The sequence below is a fragment of the Enterobacter cloacae complex sp. IR53030 genome (assembly GCF_049238365.1).
Classification (GTDB): Bacteria; Pseudomonadota; Gammaproteobacteria; order Enterobacterales; family Enterobacteriaceae; genus Enterobacter; species Enterobacter kobei.
Genome location: NZ_JBMKHA010000020.1, coordinates 49,861 through 69,689, shown reverse-complemented (window position 1 = coordinate 69,689; position 19,829 = coordinate 49,861). Strand labels below are relative to the sequence as shown.

The window sequence follows — 19,829 nt, the reverse complement described above, 5'->3', positions numbered from 1 at the left end:
CTTACCGGGCCTACATGGAGCCAGTAGGTCGGGTAAGGCGAAGCCGCCACCCGACTTATGACATCAAACCACCATATTCAACAGCAGCACCCCAACCAGGCCACACACCGAAATAATGGTTTCCAGCGCGGACCAGGACTTGATGGTTTCACCGATGGTCAGGTTGAAGTACTCCTTAAACAGCCAGAAGCCCGGGTCGTTCACGTGAGAGAAAATCACGCTACCGGAACCGACCGCGATAACCATCAGCTCAGGACTGACGCCCGTGGTGGCAATCAGCGGCGCAACGATACCGCCTGCAGTAATCGCAGCAACGGTTGCAGAACCCAGCGCAATACGCAGAACCGCGGCAATAGACCAGGCCATCAGGAGCGGCGACACGTTGGTTTCATGCATCATCGCAGCGATGTATTTGTCCACGCCGCTGTCAACCAGCACCTGCTTGAACGCACCGCCACCGCCGATGATCAGGAGCATCATGGCAATAATTTTGATGGAAGAGGTCAATGTGTCGTTGATCTGATCCATTGAACGACCCCGGTTCAGACCGAAGGTGAACATCGCGATCAGGACGGCAATCAGCGTAGCCATGACCGGATCGCCCAGGAATTCTGCCACGCCCAGGAACGCATGACCTTTCGGCAGGATCATCTCTGCCACGGCGCGCATCGCCATCAGGATCACCGGTACCAGTGAGGTCCAGACGCTGACGCCAAAGCCAGGCATCTCTTCTTCGGTGAAGGTTTTCGCGCTGTACAGACCTTCCGGAATTGGCTTATCGATACCTTTCAGGAAGCGGGCATATACCGGGCCTGCCAGAATCACGGTCGGGATTGCCAGAATCGTACCGAACAGCAGGGTTTTACCCATATCGGCGTGGAAGATGGTGGCGATTGCCGTTGGGCCCGGGTGAGGTGGCAGGAAGCCGTGGGTCACGGACAGCGCCGCAGCCATTGGCACACCCACAAACAGCAGCGGAATGTTAGCCGCCGCTGCGATGGTGAACACCAGTGGCAGCATCAGCACGAAGCCCACTTCATAGAACAGCGCGAAACCGACGGTAAAACCGGTCAATACCACCGCCCACTGAATGTTCTTCTTACCAAATTTGTCGATAAGCGTGGTGGCAATACGCTGCGCGCCGCCACAGTCTGCCAGCATTTTGCCGAGCATGGCACCGAAGCCCATGATCAGCGCCAGGCTGCCGAGCGTGCCGCCGACACCGGCTTTAATGGAGCTGATAACTTTAACCAGCGGCATACCCTGCATCAGACCGACTGCAAGTGCCACCAGAACCAGAGCGATAAATCCGTTCATTTTGAAACGGATCATCAAGAGCAGTAATAACACAACACCGATAGCAACGATGACTAATGGCATGATTTACCTGGCCTTTGAATTGTTATGGGTAACGTCATTGTTTCAACGACACATTCCGATTGTCCCAACTGGGAACAGAGAAGTAACGGCACTAATACTGATGCCTTGCAAACCATTAAGTTTAGTCGGCTGTTATGAGTGTGCTTAGTGCCCACGAGAATGATACGGGTAACATGGCGTGGTTGAGAATCACCCAGGCAGGCAAAATGTGAATTATGAGACGCAGGTCAACATATAGAGGAGGCGCGGCGGGAAAACAAAAGCCGGGTGGCGGCTTCGCCTGACCCGGCCTGCGATTCGAATGCAGTAACTGTTTTGTAGGCCCGGTAAGCGCAGCGCCACCGGGCAAAGGCAGACGGCTTAGTAGTAAGAATGCTCGCCGCGCTGGTGCTCGGTCAGGTCACGTACGCCTTTCAGTTCCGGGAACTCGTTCAGCAGCTGCTTCTCGATCCCTTCTTTCAGCGTCACATCGACCATAGAACAACCGTTACAGCCGCCACCAAACTGCAGGATCGCCAGGCCGTCTTCCGTGATTTCCATCAGGGAAACGCGACCACCATGACCCGCCAGCTGGGGGTTGATCTGGGATTGCAGCAGATATTCAACGCGCTCCATCAGCGGGGCATCGTCTGAGACTTTACGCATTTTGGCGTTCGGCGCTTTCAGGGTCAGCTGAGAGCCCAGTTGGTCGGTGACGAAGTCGATCTCCGCATCTTCAAGATACGGCGCGCTCAGCTCATCAACATAAGCGGTGAGCTGTTCAAACTTAAGGGCAGTGTCAGTTGCTTCCACAGCGTCTGGTGGACAATAAGAGACACCGCATTCTGCATTCGGCGTGCCTGGGTTGATCACAAACACGCGGATCTGCGTCCCTTCTTCCTGATTTGCCAGCAGTTTGGCAAAGTGCGCTTGTGCAGAATCGGAAATACGGATCATAGCTTTGGCCTAATAGTTGACTAAATTACCTGGGTATAATCATACGCCCATTGAAGAAGGGCTACAAGGTACGGCACAGACACCATACCTGAACCGACGCGGCGCCGCTTCGCAAAAGCAGTCGGGAAAGTTCAGCAACGGTACTGCCTGTGGTGACGACATCATCCACAATCGCGATATGGAGGCCGTTAACCGCCAATTCAAGGCGAAAGGCATTTTTGAGGTTTCTTTTGCGCAGCCGGGCGTTGAGCTGATGCTGAACGGCGGTGGCATGTACGCGGGTGAGTGCGCTGGCAGTGTATCGACAGCCGAGCCAGCGGGCGAGCGGACGGCAGAGCAGGTCGCTCTGATTGTAACCACGCCGCCAGTGGCGATGGCGATACAGGGGAACATTGACCACCATATCAATTTTCGGCAGGGCGCGGGTTCGCCGTGCCTGTAAAACCGCCAGCAATAACAGGCGGGCAAGGGGCGGTGCCAGCGAACTCTGGCCGGAAAACTTCAGGGCGTGAATCAGCCTGCTCAGCGGCCGAACGTAATCATCCACAGCCACCAGTGCGCTCCACGGCGGGGGTTTTTTCAGGCAGCGGCCACAGGGTAAATAGCGGTTCGCGGCGGGTAAACCACATTGTGGGCAGGTGGTGATACGCCTTTCCAGCGAACGCGTGCAGACGGAACAGACGCCCCAGGCGCTAAGGGCAAGCGGCATTTTGCATAGCCAGCACAAGCCGGGCACTGTTAGCATATTCAACCTCCATGTGAAAAAAGAGAACAGTAACTGATGAAGACGCTGTGGTGGCAGACCGTTGGGACAGGAAATTGCCATCTTGTGCTGCTGCACGGATGGGGCCTGAATGCAGAAGTATGGCATTGCATAAACGAGGAACTTGCCTCGCAATTTACGTTACATCTGGTTGATCTACCGGGGTATGGCCGTAGCCATGGTTATGGTGCGATGACGCTCGAAGAGATGGCGCAGGAGGTGCTGAACGCGGCGCCACAACATGCCATCTGGCTGGGCTGGAGTCTGGGCGGGCTGGTGGCAAGCCAGATTGCGCTTTCCTGGCCCGAGCGCGTAAACGCGCTGGTGACGGTGGCCTCATCGCCCTGCTTTAGCGCGCAGGAGACGTGGCCCGGCATAAAGCCTGACGTGCTGGCGGGTTTCCAGCAGCAGCTGAGTGACGATTTCCAGCGGACCGTAGAGCGGTTCCTCGCGCTACAGACGATGGGCACCGAAACCGCGCGACAGGATGCCAGAGCGCTGAAGCAGGTGGTGCTCTCTTTGCCGATGCCGGACGTTGAGGTGCTCAACGGCGGCCTTGAAATTCTGAAAACGGTCGATCTCCGTGTGCCGCTGGCCGCGCTGACGATGCCGCATCTGCGTATCTATGGTTATCTTGACGGGCTGGTGCCGCGCAAAGTGGTGCCCTTGCTGGACTCCCTATGGCCGGACAGCGAATCGCAGATCATTGCCAAAGCCGCGCATGCCCCGTTTATCTCTCATCCGACGGAATTTTGTTCAGCACTCATTGCGTTAAGTCAACGTTTAGACTGATTATTTTCTATCCAGCCTGGAAAAAGTAACACACCGCAACCATACTCCAGATGTCGTTGCGGTTGTTATGCCTACGATGATCAAAACAACAATCCTATGGAGAGTCAGGCTATGAAACTTGTTACAGGTATTGTCACTTCTCTGGTTATTGGGTCACTGTCATTTGGCGTCTTTGCGGCAAAAGAGCTGGAAAAAGATAAAGTTGCCGGCATGAATCTGACGAAAATCGGTGAGATTTCTACGTCTGACACCACCGCGCCGATGGATGCAAGAAAAGAGCTGTCGAAGAAAGCGGATGAGCTGGGCGGGACGTATTACGTCGTCACCAGTGCAGAAAAACAGACCAAAAACGTACGCGCCACCGCGGACGTCTATAAGTAATATGATAAAGCCGGGCAGCGATGCCCGGCTTTATGAGTGCAGTATTAGCGCAGTGCCCACCACTCCCTCAGGCAAGCCTTTCCTTCCGGACAACTTTTACAACTGCCAGAGAGGCAACCCTCTGCCTCCTCCTGGATCCGCACGGCTTTACCCATGGCTTCAAGGCGTTCCAGCATGGCATCGATCATCGGCTGGGGCGTATGTAGGCTGAGGCTCAGCTGTTTCGCCTCCATCCGGCCCTGCAGAGCCAGCATGTCACGCACCTGAATCAATGACGCCATGGTGTGCTCCTTAGTGACAGTCGCCCGCCGGGCTGTTGCAGCAGGTCGCGGCGGTTTTACGAATTGCCAGCAGGTCGATATCGACGCGGCTGCGTGCCCGGCGCAGCAGGCCGAGAACCATCACGTTAAACAGGACAACCGCGAGGATACAAACCAGGCTGTAGCGTGGGTGCTGACTGAAATTAACGGTCTGATAAAACAGCGTCGCCAGCGAGTAAGCGATATTCAGCCCCCATAGAATGGAGAAGCCCATCCAGCCGCGACTGGATTCACGCGCAATCGCTCCCATGACGGAGATGCACGGAATATAGAGCAGAACAAAGATGAGATAGCTGTAGGCCGCAGATGCGCTACCAAATTTCTCGCCCATCACGCCCATGGCACCCGTCGCCATTTCACCGTCGCCTTTGCTGGCCTCAATCGGGTTCGCCAGCACGCTCAGGCTGAAGGTATCTTTCAGGCTCTGCCAGGTCTCCTCGACGGCACCCAGCAGTTCATCACCGAGGTGAAACGCTGCCGGATTAAATTCCTGTTCCTGGATGTTCTCCGCGGTGTAGAGCGTGTTCAGGGTGCCGACAACCACCTCTTTCGCCATCGCACCGGTGAACAGGCCCACGGTCGCCTGCCAGTTATCCTCATGCACGCCAATCGGTTTGAAGACCGGCGTGATGATGCGGCTGACGGAGGCGAGGGCAGAATCGTTGATGTTATCTGCTGCCTGACCGCTGAGGGTGAAGCTGTTCAGCGCGCTCAGGAAAATGCTGACGATGACAATCACCTTACCAGCACGCAGCACAAACCCTTTCAGGCGTTGCCAGGTCTGGATCACCAGGCTTTTCAGGTGTGGAACGTGATAGACCGGCAGCTCCATGACAAACGGTGAGGCTTCACCGCGCATAATCGTGTGCTTGAGCATTAAACCGGTCAGGATCGCCATCACGATGCCCAGAACATACAGCGAGAAGACAGCCAGCGCGCCCTGCTGACCAAAGAAGGCGGCCGCAAAGACGGCGAAGATGGCCAGACGCGCACCGCAGGACATAAACGGCGCCATCATAATGGTCATCAGGCGTTCACGCGGAGCATCCAGGGTACGGGCACCCATGACCGACGGCACGTTACAGCCGAAGCCGACAATCAGCGGTACGAAGGATTTGCCGGGCAGACCCAGGGCCTGCATCAGGCGGTCCATGACGAACGCGGCGCGCGCCATATAACCTGAATCGTCCAGGAACGAGAGGAACAGATACATCATGCCGATCTGCGGTACCAGCGGCAGAACGGTGTTAATGCCCCCGCCGAGCCCCTGAGCGAGGAAAATGGTTAGCCACTCCGGGAAGTGCAGGGTGTAACCCACCCACTGAATCCCGTGTACAAAGATCGCGACGGAACCGGCGTCAAAAATCGGCTGGAGTGCGCCGCCGATGTTGATGGCGAGCAGGAACATCACGTACATCACCAGCAGGAAGATCGGCAAACCGAGGAAGCGGTTGAGTACAATCTTATCCACCGCCGCCGTAAAGCGGCTGGGTTCCGCCGTCAGGGCATTACTGACCACGTCGCAAATCGAGGCGATGGCCTGGTATCGTGCATCGGCGATATGCAGCGCCGGGTCGTCCAGCTCGTCGCTGAGACGGGCCACCGTCGCGTCCAGTTTATCTGCCGCATGTCCGGCACAGGCGCGGCTATAGATATCGCCTTCCAGCATCTGCAGGCCGAGCCACTGGCGCTGTTTTGCAGGCATGCTTTTGTCCATCTCCTGCGCCAGCAGATCGGCTTCGCGCAGCAGCGGGCGGGCGTAATGCACCAGCTCAACGTCGTGATTTCCCGTGTGACGGTCAATCGCCAGCTTCAGGGCATCAATCCCGCGAGCGCGCGTTGAGACCAGCGGCACTACCGGGCAACCCAGGCGCGCGGAGAGGGCATCGACGTCGATGCGCAGCTTTTGTTTCTCTGCAATGTCGAGCATGTTGAGCGCCACGATGCAGGGAATACCCAGCTCCAGCAGTTGCAGCGTCAGGTAGAGGTTGCGCTCGAGGTTGGAGGCGTCGACCACGTTGATCAGCAGATCCGCGTCGCCGCTCAGAATGTAGTGGCAGGCAATTTGCTCATCGAGCGAGGTCTGCGACGAAATGGTGGTCAAGGAATAGGTGCCGGGAAGGTCAACCAGAGTGACCTGATGATCCGTTGTCGTGAACTGGCCTTCTTTACGTTCAACGGTTACGCCTGCCCAGTTACCGACGCGCTGGCGCGCGCCCGTGAGCTGGTTAAATAGCGTGGTCTTGCCGGAATTAGGATTGCCAATTAAGCCAATAGTTAATTTTTTCATTTTTTAGACTCACTGAAACCGCTGGCTCGTTATCGGGATAAGGCTTCGACTTCTATTAATGCGAGGTCTTTTTTACGCAGGACCAGATTCACGCGTCGGGTTTCAATGTGAACCGGATCGCCTAACGGCGCCACGCGCACCACCTGGAATGACGAGCCGGGCAGCATGCCCAGCGAGAGCAGCTTTTGCCGATAGGCCGGGCTAATTTCGCGGGTAAAACCGGTAATCTTCCACGCACTGTCTGGAGTGAATTGCATAACGCCTGCTTCCACGAAAGGTTAAATTATCTACTATGGGATGATAATGAGAATAGTTTTTATCAGCAATAATAAAACTGTGACGGAATGTTGTTTGGTGTATTAATTTACGGCCTGTTTGACCTTGCTCAATATTTGCTGAAATGCGGAGATAAAGAGAAGAGGGTTATTTGTTAATGAAGTGATAATTAGTGGTTTAAATATGGATGCACTCTATTTGTTTTAATTCTTTGCGGCCTGCTTGCCGGGCGGCACTGCGTTTGCCCGGCCTACAAAACCGTAGGCCCGGTAAGCGTAGCGCCACCGGGCGTTTATCACTTAGCGCTTCTTGCCCATCGCGGCCGCCAGCGCATCCATCATCGCGCTATTGCCCGCTGGCTGAGCATCACGCCCGCGCGGTTTTGCCGCTTTCGCGGCCGGGCGCTGAGAGTCACGAGCGCCACCGTTTCCGCCACGACGCGCGTTGGTGTCGCCTGGCTGCTCGTCCAGACGCATGGTCAGGGCGATACGTTTGCGCTGCAGGTCCACTTCCAGTACTTTCACCTTCACGATGTCGCCCGCTTTGACCACGGTGTGCGGGTCTTCAACGAACTTGTCGGCGAGAGAAGAGATGTGAACCAGGCCATCCTGATGCACGCCGATATCCACAAACGCGCCGAAGTTGGTGACGTTAGTTACCGCACCTTCCAGCACCATGCCGGGCAGCAGATCGTTCATGGTCTCGATGCCGTCAGCAAAGGTCGCCGTTTTGAACTCAGGACGCGGATCGCGGCCCGGTTTTTCCAGCTCTTTGATGATATCGGTGACGGTTGGCACACCAAATTTATCGTCGGTGAAATCCACCGCTTTGAGGTTGCGCAGGGCACTGCTATCGCCCATCAGGTCCTTTAGCGCCTGCTGGGTGGCGGCCAGAATACGTTCCACCACCGGGTAGGCTTCCGGGTGAACGGTGGAGGCATCCAGCGGGTTATCGCCGTGGTTGATGCGCAGGAAGCCCGCGCATTGCTCAAACGCTTTCGGCCCCAGACGGCTCACCTTCAGCAGCTGCTGACGGTTCTGGAACTGGCCGTTCTCATCACGCCAGGCGACGATGTTCTGCGCCATCATGCGGGTTAAGCCCGCCACGCGGGTCAGCAGCGGCACGGAGGCGGTATTCAGGTCAACACCGACGGCGTTTACGCAGTCTTCTACGACCGCATCCAGCTTGCGTGCCAGCTGAGTCTGGCTCACATCGTGCTGGTACTGGCCCACGCCGATGGATTTCGGATCAATTTTCACCAGCTCCGCCAGCGGATCCTGCAAACGACGGGCGATAGAGACCGCGCCGCGCAATGAAACGTCCAGGTCCGGGAATTCCTGCGCCGCCAGCTCGGAGGCGGAATAGACTGATGCGCCCGCTTCGCTGACGATCACCTTCTGCGCCGTGACTTTCGGGAACTGCTTCTGCACGTCGAGGAAGAAACGTTCAGTCTCGCGGGACGCCGTACCGTTACCGATGGCGACCAGCTCGACGTTGTATTTTTCACACAGAGCGGCAACCACGACAGCCGCTTTCGCTGCCTGTCCGGTGTGCGGATAGATGGTGTCAGTGGCGACCAGCTTGCCGGTGCCGTCAACCACCGCCACTTTCACGCCGGTACGCAGGCCCGGATCGAGACCCATGGTCGCGCGCAGGCCAGCAGGCGCCGCCATCAGCAGGTCATGCAGGTTACGGGCGAAAACGTTGATCGCTTCATCTTCGGCGCGCTCGCGCACGGTGCCCATCAGCTCGGTTTCGAGGTGCATCAGCACCTTGATGCGCCAGGTCCAGCTCACCACGCCTTTGCGCCAGCTGTCTGCCGGAGCGTTGTTAAGGTGCAGGCCGAGATGGTCAATGATGATCTGCTCGCAGTGGCTCTCTTTCGGCGGCTCGTCAAACTGCGGATCAGCGTTCAGAGAGAGCTGCAGCACACCTTCGTTGCGGCCGCGGAACATTGCCAGCGCACGGTGTGATGGGGTGGTAGATATCGGTTCGTGGTGATCGAAGTAGTCGCGGAATTTCGCGCCTTCGTCCTCTTTCCCCGCCACGACGGTAGAGACGATGTGCGCATTCTTCCACAGGTAATCACGCACTTTAGCCAGCAGGGCGGCGTCTTCGGCAAAGCGTTCCATCAGAATGTAACGCGCACCGTCGAGGGCGGCCTTGGTGTCCGCGACGCCTTTGTCGGCATCGATGAATTTCGCCGCCTCAGTTTCCGGATGGTGGGACGGCTCATTCCACAGCAGGTCGGCCAGCGGCTCAAGGCCTGCTTCAATCGCGATCTGCCCGCGCGTGCGGCGCTTCGGTTTGTAAGGCAGATAGAGATCTTCGAGTTCGGTTTTGCTCAGGGTGCCGTTAATGGCGCTTTCCAGTTCGCTGGTCAGCTTGCCCTGTTCGCCAATGGATTTGAGGATCGCCTGACGACGGTCTTCCAGTTCACGCAGGTATCCCAGACGGGTTTCCAGGTTACGCAGCTGCGTGTCATCCAGACCGCCGGTGACTTCCTTACGATAACGTGCAATAAACGGCACGGTGTTCCCTTCATCAAGCAGGCGAACGGCAGCTTCTACCTGTTCGGCTCTGGCCTGAAGTTCACCCGCAATAATGCGGCAGAGCGAATCTTTCATCATGGCTTTATCATCTGTTGAGTCGAAAAATCAGGGGATAGTTATACGGGCTGACACGGCAAAATGCCAGCCGGGGAGGGCGCTCTCGGACTATTTTACGTAGACGATCTCATTGACGTACCAGCTGGCTTCACCGGCGGGAGTCTGAACGACGGCCAAATCACCCACTTCCTTTTTCAGCAGCGCGCGGGCCATCGGGGAGTCGATGGAGATGTAATCCTTACGACCAAAAATTTCATCGTAGCCGACAATGCGAAAACGCAGGGTGTCACCGTCGTCGTTTTCAATCTCCACCCACGCGCCGAAGAACACTTTGCCCTCCTGCTGCGGGGAGTAATCGACAATTTTCAGGTTCTCAAGGCACTTGGTCAGGTAGCGTACCCGACGGTCAATCTCACGCAGTCGCTTTTTGTTGTACTGGTAGTCAGCATTTTCGCTGCGATCGCCCAGGCTTGCCGCCCAGGTCACCTTTTTGGTTACTTCAGGGCGCTCTTCTCGCCACAGGTAATCCATCTCTTTTTTGAGTTTTTCGTACCCTTCGCGGGTGATCAGGGGCGTTTTCATGGTAAAGCCTTTGCTGCCTGTTTTCTGTCTGGCGCACAATACGTACCACACAGTGTAACAGACAGGATTAATAATGATTTATGTGATGAAATGAGCAGATAAGCTGCTGTTAAATATGCTTTGTAACAATTTCGACTAGAATTTATACCAGATTTCGCTGGTCGAATACGTGCACTTTTTTAGAATACGCTGTCACAAAGACTATCCGAACCTTTGGGAGTACACACAATGCAAGAGAACTACAAAATTCTGGTCGTGGATGACGACATGCGCCTGCGTGCGCTGCTGGAGCGTTATCTGACCGAGCAGGGCTTCCAGGTTCGTAGCGTCGCGAACGCTGAGCAGATGGATCGTCTGCTAACCCGTGAATCTTTCCATCTGATGGTTCTCGACCTGATGCTGCCGGGCGAGGACGGGCTCTCTATCTGCCGTCGTCTGCGTAGCCAGAGTAACCCGATGCCGATCATCATGGTGACCGCGAAGGGTGAAGAAGTTGACCGTATCGTGGGCCTCGAAATCGGCGCAGATGACTACATTCCAAAACCGTTTAACCCGCGTGAACTGCTGGCGCGTATTCGTGCCGTGCTGCGTCGTCAGGCGAACGAGCTGCCTGGCGCACCGTCGCAGGAAGAAGCGGTGATTGCCTTCGGCAAGTTCAAGCTGAACCTCGGTACGCGTGAGATGTTCCGTGAAGATGAGCCAATGCCGCTCACCAGCGGTGAGTTTGCGGTGCTGAAAGCGCTGGTCAGCCACCCGCGTGAGCCGCTTTCCCGTGACAAGCTGATGAACCTGGCGCGTGGTCGCGAATACTCCGCAATGGAACGCTCCATCGACGTGCAGATCTCCCGTCTGCGCCGCATGGTGGAAGAAGATCCGGCGCATCCTCGTTATATTCAGACCGTATGGGGTCTGGGCTACGTGTTTGTCCCGGACGGCTCTAAAGCATGAGGCGAATGCGCTTCTCGCCGCGAAGCTCATTTGCCCGCACCCTGTTACTGATCGTCACCTTGCTGTTCGTCAGCCTGGTGACGACCTACCTGGTGGTTTTGAACTTTGCGATTTTGCCGAGCCTCCAGCAGTTTAATAAGGTCCTGGCATACGAAGTCCGTATGCTAATGACCGATAAACTGCAACTGGAGGACGGCACGCAACTGGTCGTTCCCCCGGCGTTTCGCCGTGAAATCTACCGTGAACTGGGCATTTCGCTCTACTCGAATGAGGCGGCAGAAGACGCGGGTTTGCGCTGGGCGCAGCACTACGAATTTCTTAGCCAGCAGATGGCGCAGCAGCTGGGTGGCCCAACGGAAGTCCGCGTTGAGGTTAACAAAAGCTCGCCTGTCGTCTGGCTGAAAACCTGGCTGTCACCCAACATCTGGGTGCGCGTTCCGCTGACGGAAATCCATCAGGGCGATTTCTCGCCGCTGTTCCGCTATACGCTCGCCATTATGCTGCTGGCGATAGGCGGGGCCTGGCTGTTTATCCGTATACAGAACCGACCGCTGGTCGACCTGGAGCACGCTGCGCTGCAGGTCGGTAAAGGCATTATTCCTCCCCCGCTGCGCGAGTATGGCGCCTCGGAAGTGCGTTCTGTGACGCGGGCCTTTAACCACATGGCCGCAGGCGTGAAGCAGCTGGCGGATGACCGTACGCTGCTGATGGCGGGCGTCAGTCATGACCTGCGCACGCCGTTGACGCGTATCCGTCTGGCAACGGAGATGATGGGCGAAGAAGATGGTTATCTCGCCGAGTCCATCAACAAGGACATCGAAGAGTGTAACGCCATCATTGAGCAGTTCATCGACTATCTCCGTACCGGGCAGGAGATGCCGATGGAGATGGCGGATCTGAACGCGGTGCTGGGTGAAGTGGTGGCCGCGGAAAGTGGTTATGAACGTGAAATTGATACTGCCCTTCAGGCCGGTGAAATTCAGGTCCGTATGCACCCGCTCTCCATTAAGCGTGCGGTGGCGAACATGGTGGTCAACGCGGCGCGCTACGGCAACGGCTGGATTAAAGTCAGCAGCGGGTCTGAACTCAACCGCGCCTGGTTCCAGGTGGAAGATGACGGTCCGGGTATTAAGCCCGAGCAGCGTAAGCATCTGTTCCAGCCGTTTGTGCGTGGCGACAGTGCGCGCAGCACCAGTGGTACGGGCTTAGGCCTGGCGATTGTGCAGCGTATTATCGATAACCATAACGGATTGCTGGAGATCGGCACCAGCGAGCGGGGTGGGCTGAGCATTCGCGCCTGGTTACCGGTGCCGGTGACGCGCGGACAGGTGAAAGAGAGTTAAAAAAAGGTGGCAAAAGCCACCTTTTTTGTAGGTCGGGTAAGGCGAAGCCGCCACCCGACAACATGCGACCTCTGCGGCCTGATGCCCTCACCCTGGCCCTCTCCCACAGGGAGAGGGAGAAGGGCTACAGCTTCGGTCCCGCACTCACCAGCGCTTCGCCCGCTGGTGTATCGGTATATTTCTCGAAGTTCTCAATAAACAGCTTCGCCAGCGATTCTGCCTTCTCGCGCCACTGTTCCGGCGAACCGTACGTATTGCGCGGGTCGAGGATATGCGTATCCACACCCGGCAGCGACGTTGGAATGGCCAGGTCAAACATCGGCAGCGTGAAGGTTTCGGCGTTATCGAGAGAACCATCCAGAATGGCGTCGATAATGGCGCGAGTATCCTTGATAGAGATACGTTTGCCAGTCCCGTTCCAGCCGGTGTTCACCAGGTAGGCCTGCGCGCCAGACGCCTGCATGCGTTTCACCAGCACTTCAGCGTACTGCGTCGGGTGCAGCGACAGGAATGCTGCGCCGAAGCAGGCGGAGAAGGTTGGGGTTGGCTCCGTCACGCCGCGCTCGGTACCCGCCAGTTTGGCCGTAAAGCCAGAGAGGAAGTGGTACTGCGTCTGGCTGGCGGTCAGGCGAGATACCGGAGGCAGCACGCCAAAGGCATCCGCCGTCAGGAAAATCACCTTCGTAGCATGACCCGCTTTTGACACCGGCTTCACGATGTTGTCGATGTGGTAGATCGGGTATGACACGCGCGTGTTTTCGGTTTTCGAGGCGTCGTCAAAGTCGATAGAGCCGTCGGCACGTACGGTGACGTTTTCCAGCAGCGCATCGCGACGGATTGCGTGGAAGATATCCGGCTCAGCCTCTTCTGACAGGCGAATGGTCTTCGCGTAGCAGCCGCCTTCAAAGTTAAACACGCCGTCATCGTCCCAGCCGTGTTCGTCATCGCCAATCAGACGACGTTTCGGGTCGGTGGAGAGGGTGGTTTTCCCTGTGCCGGACAGGCCGAAGAACACCGCCACATCGCCTTTCTCGCCGACGTTCGCCGAGCAGTGCATGGACGCGATGCCGCGCAGTGGCAGCAGGTAGTTCATAACCGAGAACATCCCTTTCTTCATCTCGCCGCCGTACCAGGTACCGCCGATCAGCTGGATACGCTCGGTCAGGTTGAAGGCGACAAAGTTTTCGGAGTTCAGGCCCTGCTCTTTCCACTGCGGGTTAGTGCATTTCGCACCGTTCATTACGATGAAGTCAGGCGTGAAGTCCTGCAGCTCTTCATCGGTTGGACGAATAAACATGTTCTTCACGAAATGCGCCTGCCAGGCTACTTCGGTAATGAAACGTACGGAGAGACGGGTGTCGGCGTTAGCGCCACAGAAAGCGTCTACGATAAACAGACGCTTGCCAGAAAGTTGATGGGTGACGAGCCCTTTCAGATGCTGCCAGGTTTCCGGGGAGAGCGGTTTGTTGTCGTTCTTCCCTTTGCCTTTGTCAGCCCACCACAGCGTATCGCGGGTGGTTTCGTCTCGGACGATATACTTATCTTTCGGCGAACGACCGGTAAAAATACCAGTATCGACGGCGATAGCACCAAGATTCGTCAACACACCGCGCTCGTATCCTTCCAGTGCTGGATTGAGCTCTTCCTGATACAGCGTATCGTAGTCGGGGTTGTAGACGACTTCCTGGACGTCGTGAATACCATAAGCCTTGAGATCTTGCGGGGTTAAACCAGTAACACGCATATCACTGCTCCTTAGCCAATATGTACCGCCTGAAATTGTAGGGTTTTTCTGGGGTTGTTAACCGCGACGGGGCTCATAGATTTACGCATCTGGACAAAACCCTTACTAACGGAAAACGCTGCGACTCCAGTCACAGTGCAGGCGGATTATCGCAGGAATCGCTTTTTGGTTGGGGAAAATGTTCCGAAAAGGTTAAAGGCTGGTGATTTTATCGGAGAGAATGTGAATGTAATCGCATACACGTAAGAAAATTACGTAAGAGTTACATACGGAAAACGATTCAGCTTAAGCGAGGTTTTTTGCCCTCACCCAGTTCCCTCTCCCACAGGGAGAGAGAACAGGATGGGGAGAGGGAAGGGTGTTAGTGAACCTGCGGATCCGCCGGGGAGGCGTTGTTGCGGATCTCAGCGATATCCATTGAATTGAACACATAGTGCGTACCGCAGTAGTCACAGTGCATATCAATTTCGCCGTCTTCCGCCATGATGCTGTCGATCTCTTCATCTGGCAGGGTTTTCAGCGCACCCGCGCAGCGTTCGCGAGAACAGGTGCATTTGAACTCCACTGCCTGCGGGTCGTAAACGGTCACTTCTTCTTCGTGGTACAGACGCCACAGCACGTCAGTCGCCGACAGGTTAAACAGCTCTTCGGCTTTGACGGTTTCGGTCAGCGTCGCCAGGTGCTCGAAGTCATTGGTCTGTGCGTCCTGGGCTGGCAGAACTTGCAGCAGCATACCGCCCGCAGCAGGCTGACCATCCACTTCACCGGTGCGGATGAACAGACGCGTCGGCAGCTGTTCAGAACGCATGAAGTAATCTTCCAGGCAGGCTGCCAGGGTATCCCCTTCGAGGCCGACCACGCCCTGATAGCGTTCACCTTCCTCAGGGGAGATGGTGATCACCAGGTAGCCATTCCCCACCAGCGTTTTGAGGTCTGCATTTTCAGGCACATCGCCCTGAACGCGTGCGACGCCGCGCATCTGCTGCTGGTTATTGCCGTTGATCACTGCCAGCGTCATTGGGCCGTCACCCTGCAACTGCACGGTAATATCACCGGCAAATTTCAGCGTCGCGGTCAGCAGGCTGGTGGCAACCAGCAGTTCGCCCAACAGGGTCTTCACCGGCAGCGGGTAATTGTGGTTTTCCAGAATCTGTTTCCAGGTTTCGGATACGGTGACCAGTTCGCCGCGCACGGCGAATTGTTCAAACAGATAGCGGTGTAATTGGTCGTGTTGGGCCATTTTCATCTCTCGTGCGGGTGAGGGTTACTCTGTCTCACCGTGTTTAAATTTCATCAGATCGCGGCGCTCTTTTTTATCCGGCCGCCGGTCCGGGTGGGGCATGGTTAGCGCATTCATTTTGCGCGCCAGCGCGGTCTTCTCGCGTTTCTCAACGCTTTCCGCCGTCTCTTCATAAAGCAGTGCGGCTTCCGATGCGGGCCGACGTTGTTCGGTAATGGCTTTAATCACCACCGTTTTTTCATCGTTGCCCTGGCGTAGCGTTAAGGTGGCGTTCAGCTCAACCAGCTTGCTCGGCTTGCTGCGCTGGCCGTTGTAATGCACTTTACCGCCGTCAACCATCTCGCGGGCAAGGGCGCGCGTTTTATAAAAACGGGCCGCCCACAGCCATTTATCCAGTCTTACCCCGTCAGAGGGTTTTTCTTTCATGGCGTCTCCTTCACGGTCAGTGAGGGGATCATCTGGCGGTAGTCGTTCAGTCCAGGATGTCGCAGATAGCGTTTTTCAGCCAGGCCAGAGTCAGGATTGGTGACGCCCAGACAATAGCGAATGCCAAACGTTGCCGCGGAATCCAGAATGGGCTCGCTGTCGTCAATGAACAGCGTGCGTTCCGGCTGCAAGCCGGTCTCTTCCTTCACCGCATGCCACAACCGCTGATCCTCTTTCGGATAACCAAATGTGTGGGTAGAAAGCAATAAATCAAGGTGCGATGCCAGCCCCGTGTGCTCCAGCTTCACGGCCAGATTATGTGGATGCGCGTTGGTCAGCAAAATACGGCGCTTGCCGCTGGCTTTCAGCGCGTCCAGGAACGGAACCGTATCTTCGCGCAGTACCGCGCGCGGGCCCTGGGCGGTGGTCATGGCACAAATATCCAAACCGAGGCGCTCGCTCCAGTAGTCAAGACAGTACCAGTTTAGCGTATGTTGCACTGCGCTATATTGCGAACGAATGAATGCCTGTGCTTCTGCCGGGGAGATACCCTGCTGTTCGCCGTAGGTTTCCGGTACCAGCTTTTGCCAGAAATAGTTATCAAAGGCGAGATCGAGCAGCGTGCCGTCCATATCCAGCAGAACGGTGTCGACCTGCTGCCAGTCGATATCAAGATGCATAAGGGGGAACTCCAGCCAGAAGAAACGTGCGCGACAGGGTAGCACATCTTGTCGCGCAACGAGGTTATCAGATCAGGCTCTCGGAGGAGGGGATCAGCTTGGGATTAAGGCAATTTTCATAATATTGCTGGATCTCAGCAAGACGGGTGCGCGAGCGTTGATAGCGGCGCAGCGCCATAATACCGTTCCAGACAATGGCGATAAGCATGGCGATCATCAGCAGAGAGGTGCCAATGTATCGCCACAATCCTGCGCTATCCGGCATCCGGTGCAGGCCGATATGACGGGTGCCGTTGGCATCGGTATAAATACTGGTGACAATCCCTTCGGCGCTGAAGGGGGTTTGCATCAGCATCTGCGCCAGACGCTGGAACTGACCCCACTGCTCCTGTGCCGGATAGTCATAAAGCGCCACCTGCGGGTAAGGCTGATCGACCAGGTCGCTGCCCTCATCGCTGACAATCACAAAGCCGCCCGGTGCCGGGCTGTTGAGCGCCTGCGCCGCACGGGTGGTTTCGCGCATCATAAACGGCGATGTCGACGTGGCGACCAGGTTATCCAGCGATTCGGCGCTTACCGGGCGCAGCAGGACGTTGACACCGTCCAGTCGTCCCGCTTCGGCGCGTTTGACCAGTGAGTCCCAGTCTTTGCTGTTCCCCAGGTTAACCAGCGCGTTTTTGAGGCGTATGCACTCATCCTGCGAGGAACATAAATCCTGGGTTTTGAGAACGATATCGCCAAAGTCATCCAGGAGAACCATGCCTGACTTCTGGATGGCAGAACGCAGCGCAGGGCTGACGCGTGAATCGTCATCCGCTTTCGGGTGCAGCTGGCGGTTAACCGTCTGGGTCAGCGCCGTGGCTTTATTCACCACTTCGGATTCCGGTAATGGCAGCGGCGGCGCGTCGTTCCAGATAATTTGCGAGCAGTCGAACGGCATGAAAGGCGAGCTCTGCCGCGTGTTCCATCCGCCCGGGCTGTGGATATTACACATCCCGGTTCCCTTCAGGCGCAGCGTATCGCCCACCCGTACCCCTGCTTCATCCAGCTGGTTGACGCTGGTCGCTTCGATGGTCTGCGCGCCTTTAATCCACGACAGGGTGAATTTGATGGGCATATCCAGCGGCACGAAAAGCAGCAGCATGATAAACACCAGCGCGGCGCCGCCAGCAATGACCGTGCTACGGAGCCAGTGCTGAAGCGGGAAATTTTTCACTTCATCATGCAGAGACAGGAAGCGTCCCTGACGCACAACGTGGCGGTCAAGGTAGATATCAATATCGGTTTTCTGCCCTAAATCCTGCGCGATCCACGGTTGCCAGTGGCGCGGATAGATAAGGTCGATAATACCGAGCGAAATATTGTTGAGATGCTCCTGATCGTTTTCACCGAACAGACCCCAGCGCTTTGGTGTGCCGCGCAGGCAGTGGATCTCCCGCAACGAGGTTTTGGCCGGCGGTGCAAAAAGCCCCCACAGTCCGGCAGCCAGAAGCAGCACAGCGCCCCCCGCCAGCCACGGAACAAAGACGTCCGGCGTCAGCAGGCAGACAAAAAAGAGCAGGAAAGCGGCAACGATCAGAATGGCTTCACGGATGCCGTCCGGACGGCTCAGGGCGTATTCTTCATGCGTTTCCTGACGAATGTTCAGCAGTTCGATCTGCTCGGTCTCTTCGCCACGAATGGAGGCCTGTGTTGAACTCGCGCGTTCCAGCGCAAAACGCGGAGCTTCGTGAAGATATTCACTCAGGGTATGACCGTTAAGCGAGATAACCAGCGGCAGCGAATCGGTATGAATCAGCTCAACGCTGTTTTCGTCGTTAATGTACTGTTCCCAGGAGGGGGGCAGATGTACCTCGACGGAATCAAGATAGTAGCGCCACTTGTTGGGGTCGTCCGTTGTGATACCGTAGCGAGTAATGGAACGCGTCACGCAGAGCACGGTGTCGCTCTGCGCGTTAAGTTTCAGTGCGACAGGCGCAGCTGTGGCTCCCGTCGGCCCAGGCGATAACTGGGTACGGTTCAGCGTTTCGAGATAGTTTTCAACTGCATCGCGCTCATCTTGCGCGAGTTTACGGGTGGTCGCACCCGCGAAGGCATTTAAAAAAGGCAGCCGGTAACGGCGCTGTGCGCGTCGCCAGTACAGCCACCCTGCAATCAATGCGCTGGCCAGCATAGCAGCGAGAACAATCAAAATGGTGCTCATGCTTTCCCCATCTTACTAATCTTCTTACAGGTGTAATCAGTAGCACCTTTACATTGAATGAGAGTCTGTGGCTGGCTATCGGCAAGTATGGAGTCGAACTTGAGCATTCTGAAGCGCATCCCAGTGACCGGTGATGATAGCAAAGCCTCTTATGGCGCGATATCAGCAAATTCCTGGAAACATTTCAACCTCTTGACATTTGTTTTGAATTGAGGATTGATCCCAGCTACGTTGCATAAATGTAAATAAAGAGCGATTGACATTGCCGAAACCGTGCGGCATATCGCACAATAAAGCCAGTTCACACTGTTAAGACCCCATCAAGATGAGCAAACCACTACAAAAACCCACCATTCTGAATGTTGAAACTGTCGCCAAATCGCGCCTGTTTAATGTTGAAAGTGTGGACCTGGAGTTCAGCAACGGTGTGCGTCGTGTTTATGAACGTATGCGCCCCTCTTCGCGCGAAGCGGTGATGATTGTCCCTATCGTCGACGATCATCTGATTTTGATCCGCGAATACGCCGTGGGAACAGAATCTTACGAACTTGGGTTCTCCAAAGGACTGATCGACCCGGGCGAAACGGTCTTTGAAGCGGCAAACCGTGAGCTGAAAGAAGAGGTGGGTTTTGGTGCGAATGAGCTGTCGTTCCTGAAAAAACTGAGCATGGCGCCGTCCTATTTTTCCAGCAAAATGAATATTGTGGTGGCTGAAGATCTCTACCCTGAATCGCTGGAGGGAGATGAGCCGGAACCGCTGCCGCAGGTGCGCTGGCCGCTGGCGCATCTGATGGATCTGCTGGAAGACCCAGACTTTAACGAGGCCCGCAACGTGAGCGCGTTGTTCCTGGTTCGGGAATGGTTGAAGGGGCAGGGGCGGTTGTAGGTCATAAAAAAAGCCGGGTGGCGGCTTCGC

The 19,829-nt window shown here is 56.2% G+C and carries 18 protein-coding genes; 5 read left to right on the top strand and 13 right to left on the bottom strand.

Features of this window, described 5'->3' with window-relative positions; all coding sequences use genetic code 11:
- Positions 1-63: 63 nt before the first annotated feature.
- The 3 genes from gntT to gntX form a co-directional block, all read right to left on the bottom strand.
- The gene (gntT, locus tag ACOTXR_RS18905; RefSeq protein WP_014885546.1) at positions 64-1,380 is read right to left on the bottom strand and encodes a gluconate transporter; all 1,317 of its coding nucleotides are present in this window, start codon (positions 1,378-1,380) and stop codon (positions 64-66) included.
- A gap of 360 nt (positions 1,381-1,740) precedes the next feature.
- Positions 1,741-2,316, bottom strand: coding sequence for a Fe-S biogenesis protein NfuA (nfuA, locus tag ACOTXR_RS18900; protein WP_003861601.1), 576 nt, complete (start codon positions 2,314-2,316; stop codon positions 1,741-1,743).
- Between the two features lie 61 nt (positions 2,317-2,377).
- Positions 2,378-3,061 (bottom strand): DNA utilization protein GntX, encoded by a 684-nt coding sequence (gntX, locus tag ACOTXR_RS18895; protein WP_058690276.1) that lies wholly within the window; start codon positions 3,059-3,061, stop codon positions 2,378-2,380.
- Positions 3,062-3,097: 36 nt separating this feature from the next.
- Here gntX and bioH point away from each other — a divergent pair, with 36 nt between their 5' ends.
- Both bioH and ACOTXR_RS18885 read left to right on the top strand, forming a co-directional pair.
- Complete coding sequence (gene bioH / locus ACOTXR_RS18890; RefSeq protein ID WP_058690275.1) at positions 3,098-3,871, top strand: pimeloyl-ACP methyl ester esterase BioH; 774 nt, start codon at positions 3,098-3,100, stop codon at positions 3,869-3,871.
- 111 nt (positions 3,872-3,982) lie between these two features.
- Complete coding sequence (locus tag ACOTXR_RS18885; RefSeq protein ID WP_023309499.1) at positions 3,983-4,252, top strand: YdgH/BhsA/McbA-like domain containing protein; 270 nt, start codon at positions 3,983-3,985, stop codon at positions 4,250-4,252.
- 44 nt (positions 4,253-4,296) lie between these two features.
- Here the strand turns inward: ACOTXR_RS18885 and feoC are convergent, their stop codons facing one another.
- The 5 genes from feoC to greB all read right to left on the bottom strand — a co-directional run bounded on the left by feoC (position 4,297) and on the right by greB (position 10,329).
- Positions 4,297-4,533, bottom strand: a complete 237-nt coding sequence (gene feoC / locus ACOTXR_RS18880; protein WP_014885542.1) for a [Fe-S]-dependent transcriptional repressor FeoC — start codon at positions 4,531-4,533, stop codon at positions 4,297-4,299.
- Positions 4,534-4,543: 10 nt separating this feature from the next.
- On the bottom strand, positions 4,544-6,862 hold the full coding sequence (gene feoB, locus ACOTXR_RS18875) for a Fe(2+) transporter permease subunit FeoB (RefSeq protein WP_421767066.1): 2,319 nt from the start codon (positions 6,860-6,862) through the stop codon (positions 4,544-4,546).
- A 29-nt stretch (positions 6,863-6,891) separates the two neighbouring features.
- Positions 6,892-7,119 (bottom strand): ferrous iron transporter A, encoded by a 228-nt coding sequence (feoA, locus tag ACOTXR_RS18870; RefSeq protein ID WP_008503050.1) that lies wholly within the window; start codon positions 7,117-7,119, stop codon positions 6,892-6,894.
- A gap of 318 nt (positions 7,120-7,437) precedes the next feature.
- Positions 7,438-9,768 (bottom strand): Tex family protein, encoded by a 2,331-nt coding sequence (locus tag ACOTXR_RS18865; RefSeq protein ID WP_045135552.1) that lies wholly within the window; start codon positions 9,766-9,768, stop codon positions 7,438-7,440.
- A gap of 87 nt (positions 9,769-9,855) precedes the next feature.
- On the bottom strand, positions 9,856-10,329 hold the full coding sequence (gene greB / locus ACOTXR_RS18860; RefSeq protein WP_014885539.1) for a transcription elongation factor GreB: 474 nt from the start codon (positions 10,327-10,329) through the stop codon (positions 9,856-9,858).
- A 228-nt stretch (positions 10,330-10,557) separates the two neighbouring features.
- On the opposite strand from greB, the gene ompR reads away from it, so the two are divergent.
- Positions 10,558-11,277, top strand: coding sequence for a two-component system response regulator OmpR (ompR, locus tag ACOTXR_RS18855; RefSeq protein WP_001157751.1), 720 nt, complete (start codon positions 10,558-10,560; stop codon positions 11,275-11,277).
- Positions 11,274-12,620 carry a two-component system sensor histidine kinase EnvZ gene (gene envZ / locus ACOTXR_RS18850; RefSeq protein ID WP_014885538.1) on the top strand — a complete coding sequence of 449 codons (1,347 nt, stop codon included), beginning with the start codon at positions 11,274-11,276 and terminating at the stop codon, positions 12,618-12,620. The genes ompR and envZ overlap by 4 nt, the downstream gene beginning before the upstream one ends.
- A gap of 124 nt (positions 12,621-12,744) precedes the next feature.
- On the opposite strand, the gene pckA is transcribed toward envZ, so the two are convergent.
- From pckA to ACOTXR_RS18825, 5 genes are all read right to left on the bottom strand, one after another.
- A complete protein-coding gene (gene pckA, locus ACOTXR_RS18845) occupies positions 12,745-14,364 on the bottom strand; it encodes a phosphoenolpyruvate carboxykinase (ATP) (RefSeq protein ID WP_023331490.1) in 1,620 nt (539 codons plus the stop codon).
- Positions 14,365-14,725: 361 nt separating this feature from the next.
- Positions 14,726-15,610 (bottom strand): Hsp33 family molecular chaperone HslO, encoded by an 885-nt coding sequence (hslO, locus tag ACOTXR_RS18840; RefSeq protein WP_162184515.1) that lies wholly within the window; start codon positions 15,608-15,610, stop codon positions 14,726-14,728.
- 18 nt (positions 15,611-15,628) lie between these two features.
- The gene (gene hslR, locus ACOTXR_RS18835; protein ID WP_014885535.1) at positions 15,629-16,030 is read right to left on the bottom strand and encodes a ribosome-associated heat shock protein Hsp15; all 402 of its coding nucleotides are present in this window, start codon (positions 16,028-16,030) and stop codon (positions 15,629-15,631) included.
- Entirely contained in the window at positions 16,027-16,710 is a 684-nt protein-coding gene (gene yrfG, locus ACOTXR_RS18830) for a GMP/IMP nucleotidase (protein ID WP_014885534.1), read from the bottom strand. Before yrfG ends, hslR begins: the two co-directional genes overlap by 4 nt.
- 67 nt (positions 16,711-16,777) lie before the next feature.
- On the bottom strand, positions 16,778-18,913 hold the full coding sequence (locus ACOTXR_RS18825) for an intracellular growth attenuator family protein (RefSeq protein WP_014885533.1): 2,136 nt from the start codon (positions 18,911-18,913) through the stop codon (positions 16,778-16,780).
- Between the two features lie 325 nt (positions 18,914-19,238).
- Between ACOTXR_RS18825 and nudE the strand changes: the two genes are divergently transcribed.
- Positions 19,239-19,799 carry an ADP compounds hydrolase NudE gene (nudE, locus tag ACOTXR_RS18820; protein ID WP_008503041.1) on the top strand — a complete coding sequence of 187 codons (561 nt, stop codon included), beginning with the start codon at positions 19,239-19,241 and terminating at the stop codon, positions 19,797-19,799.
- Positions 19,800-19,829 lie beyond the last annotated feature (30 nt).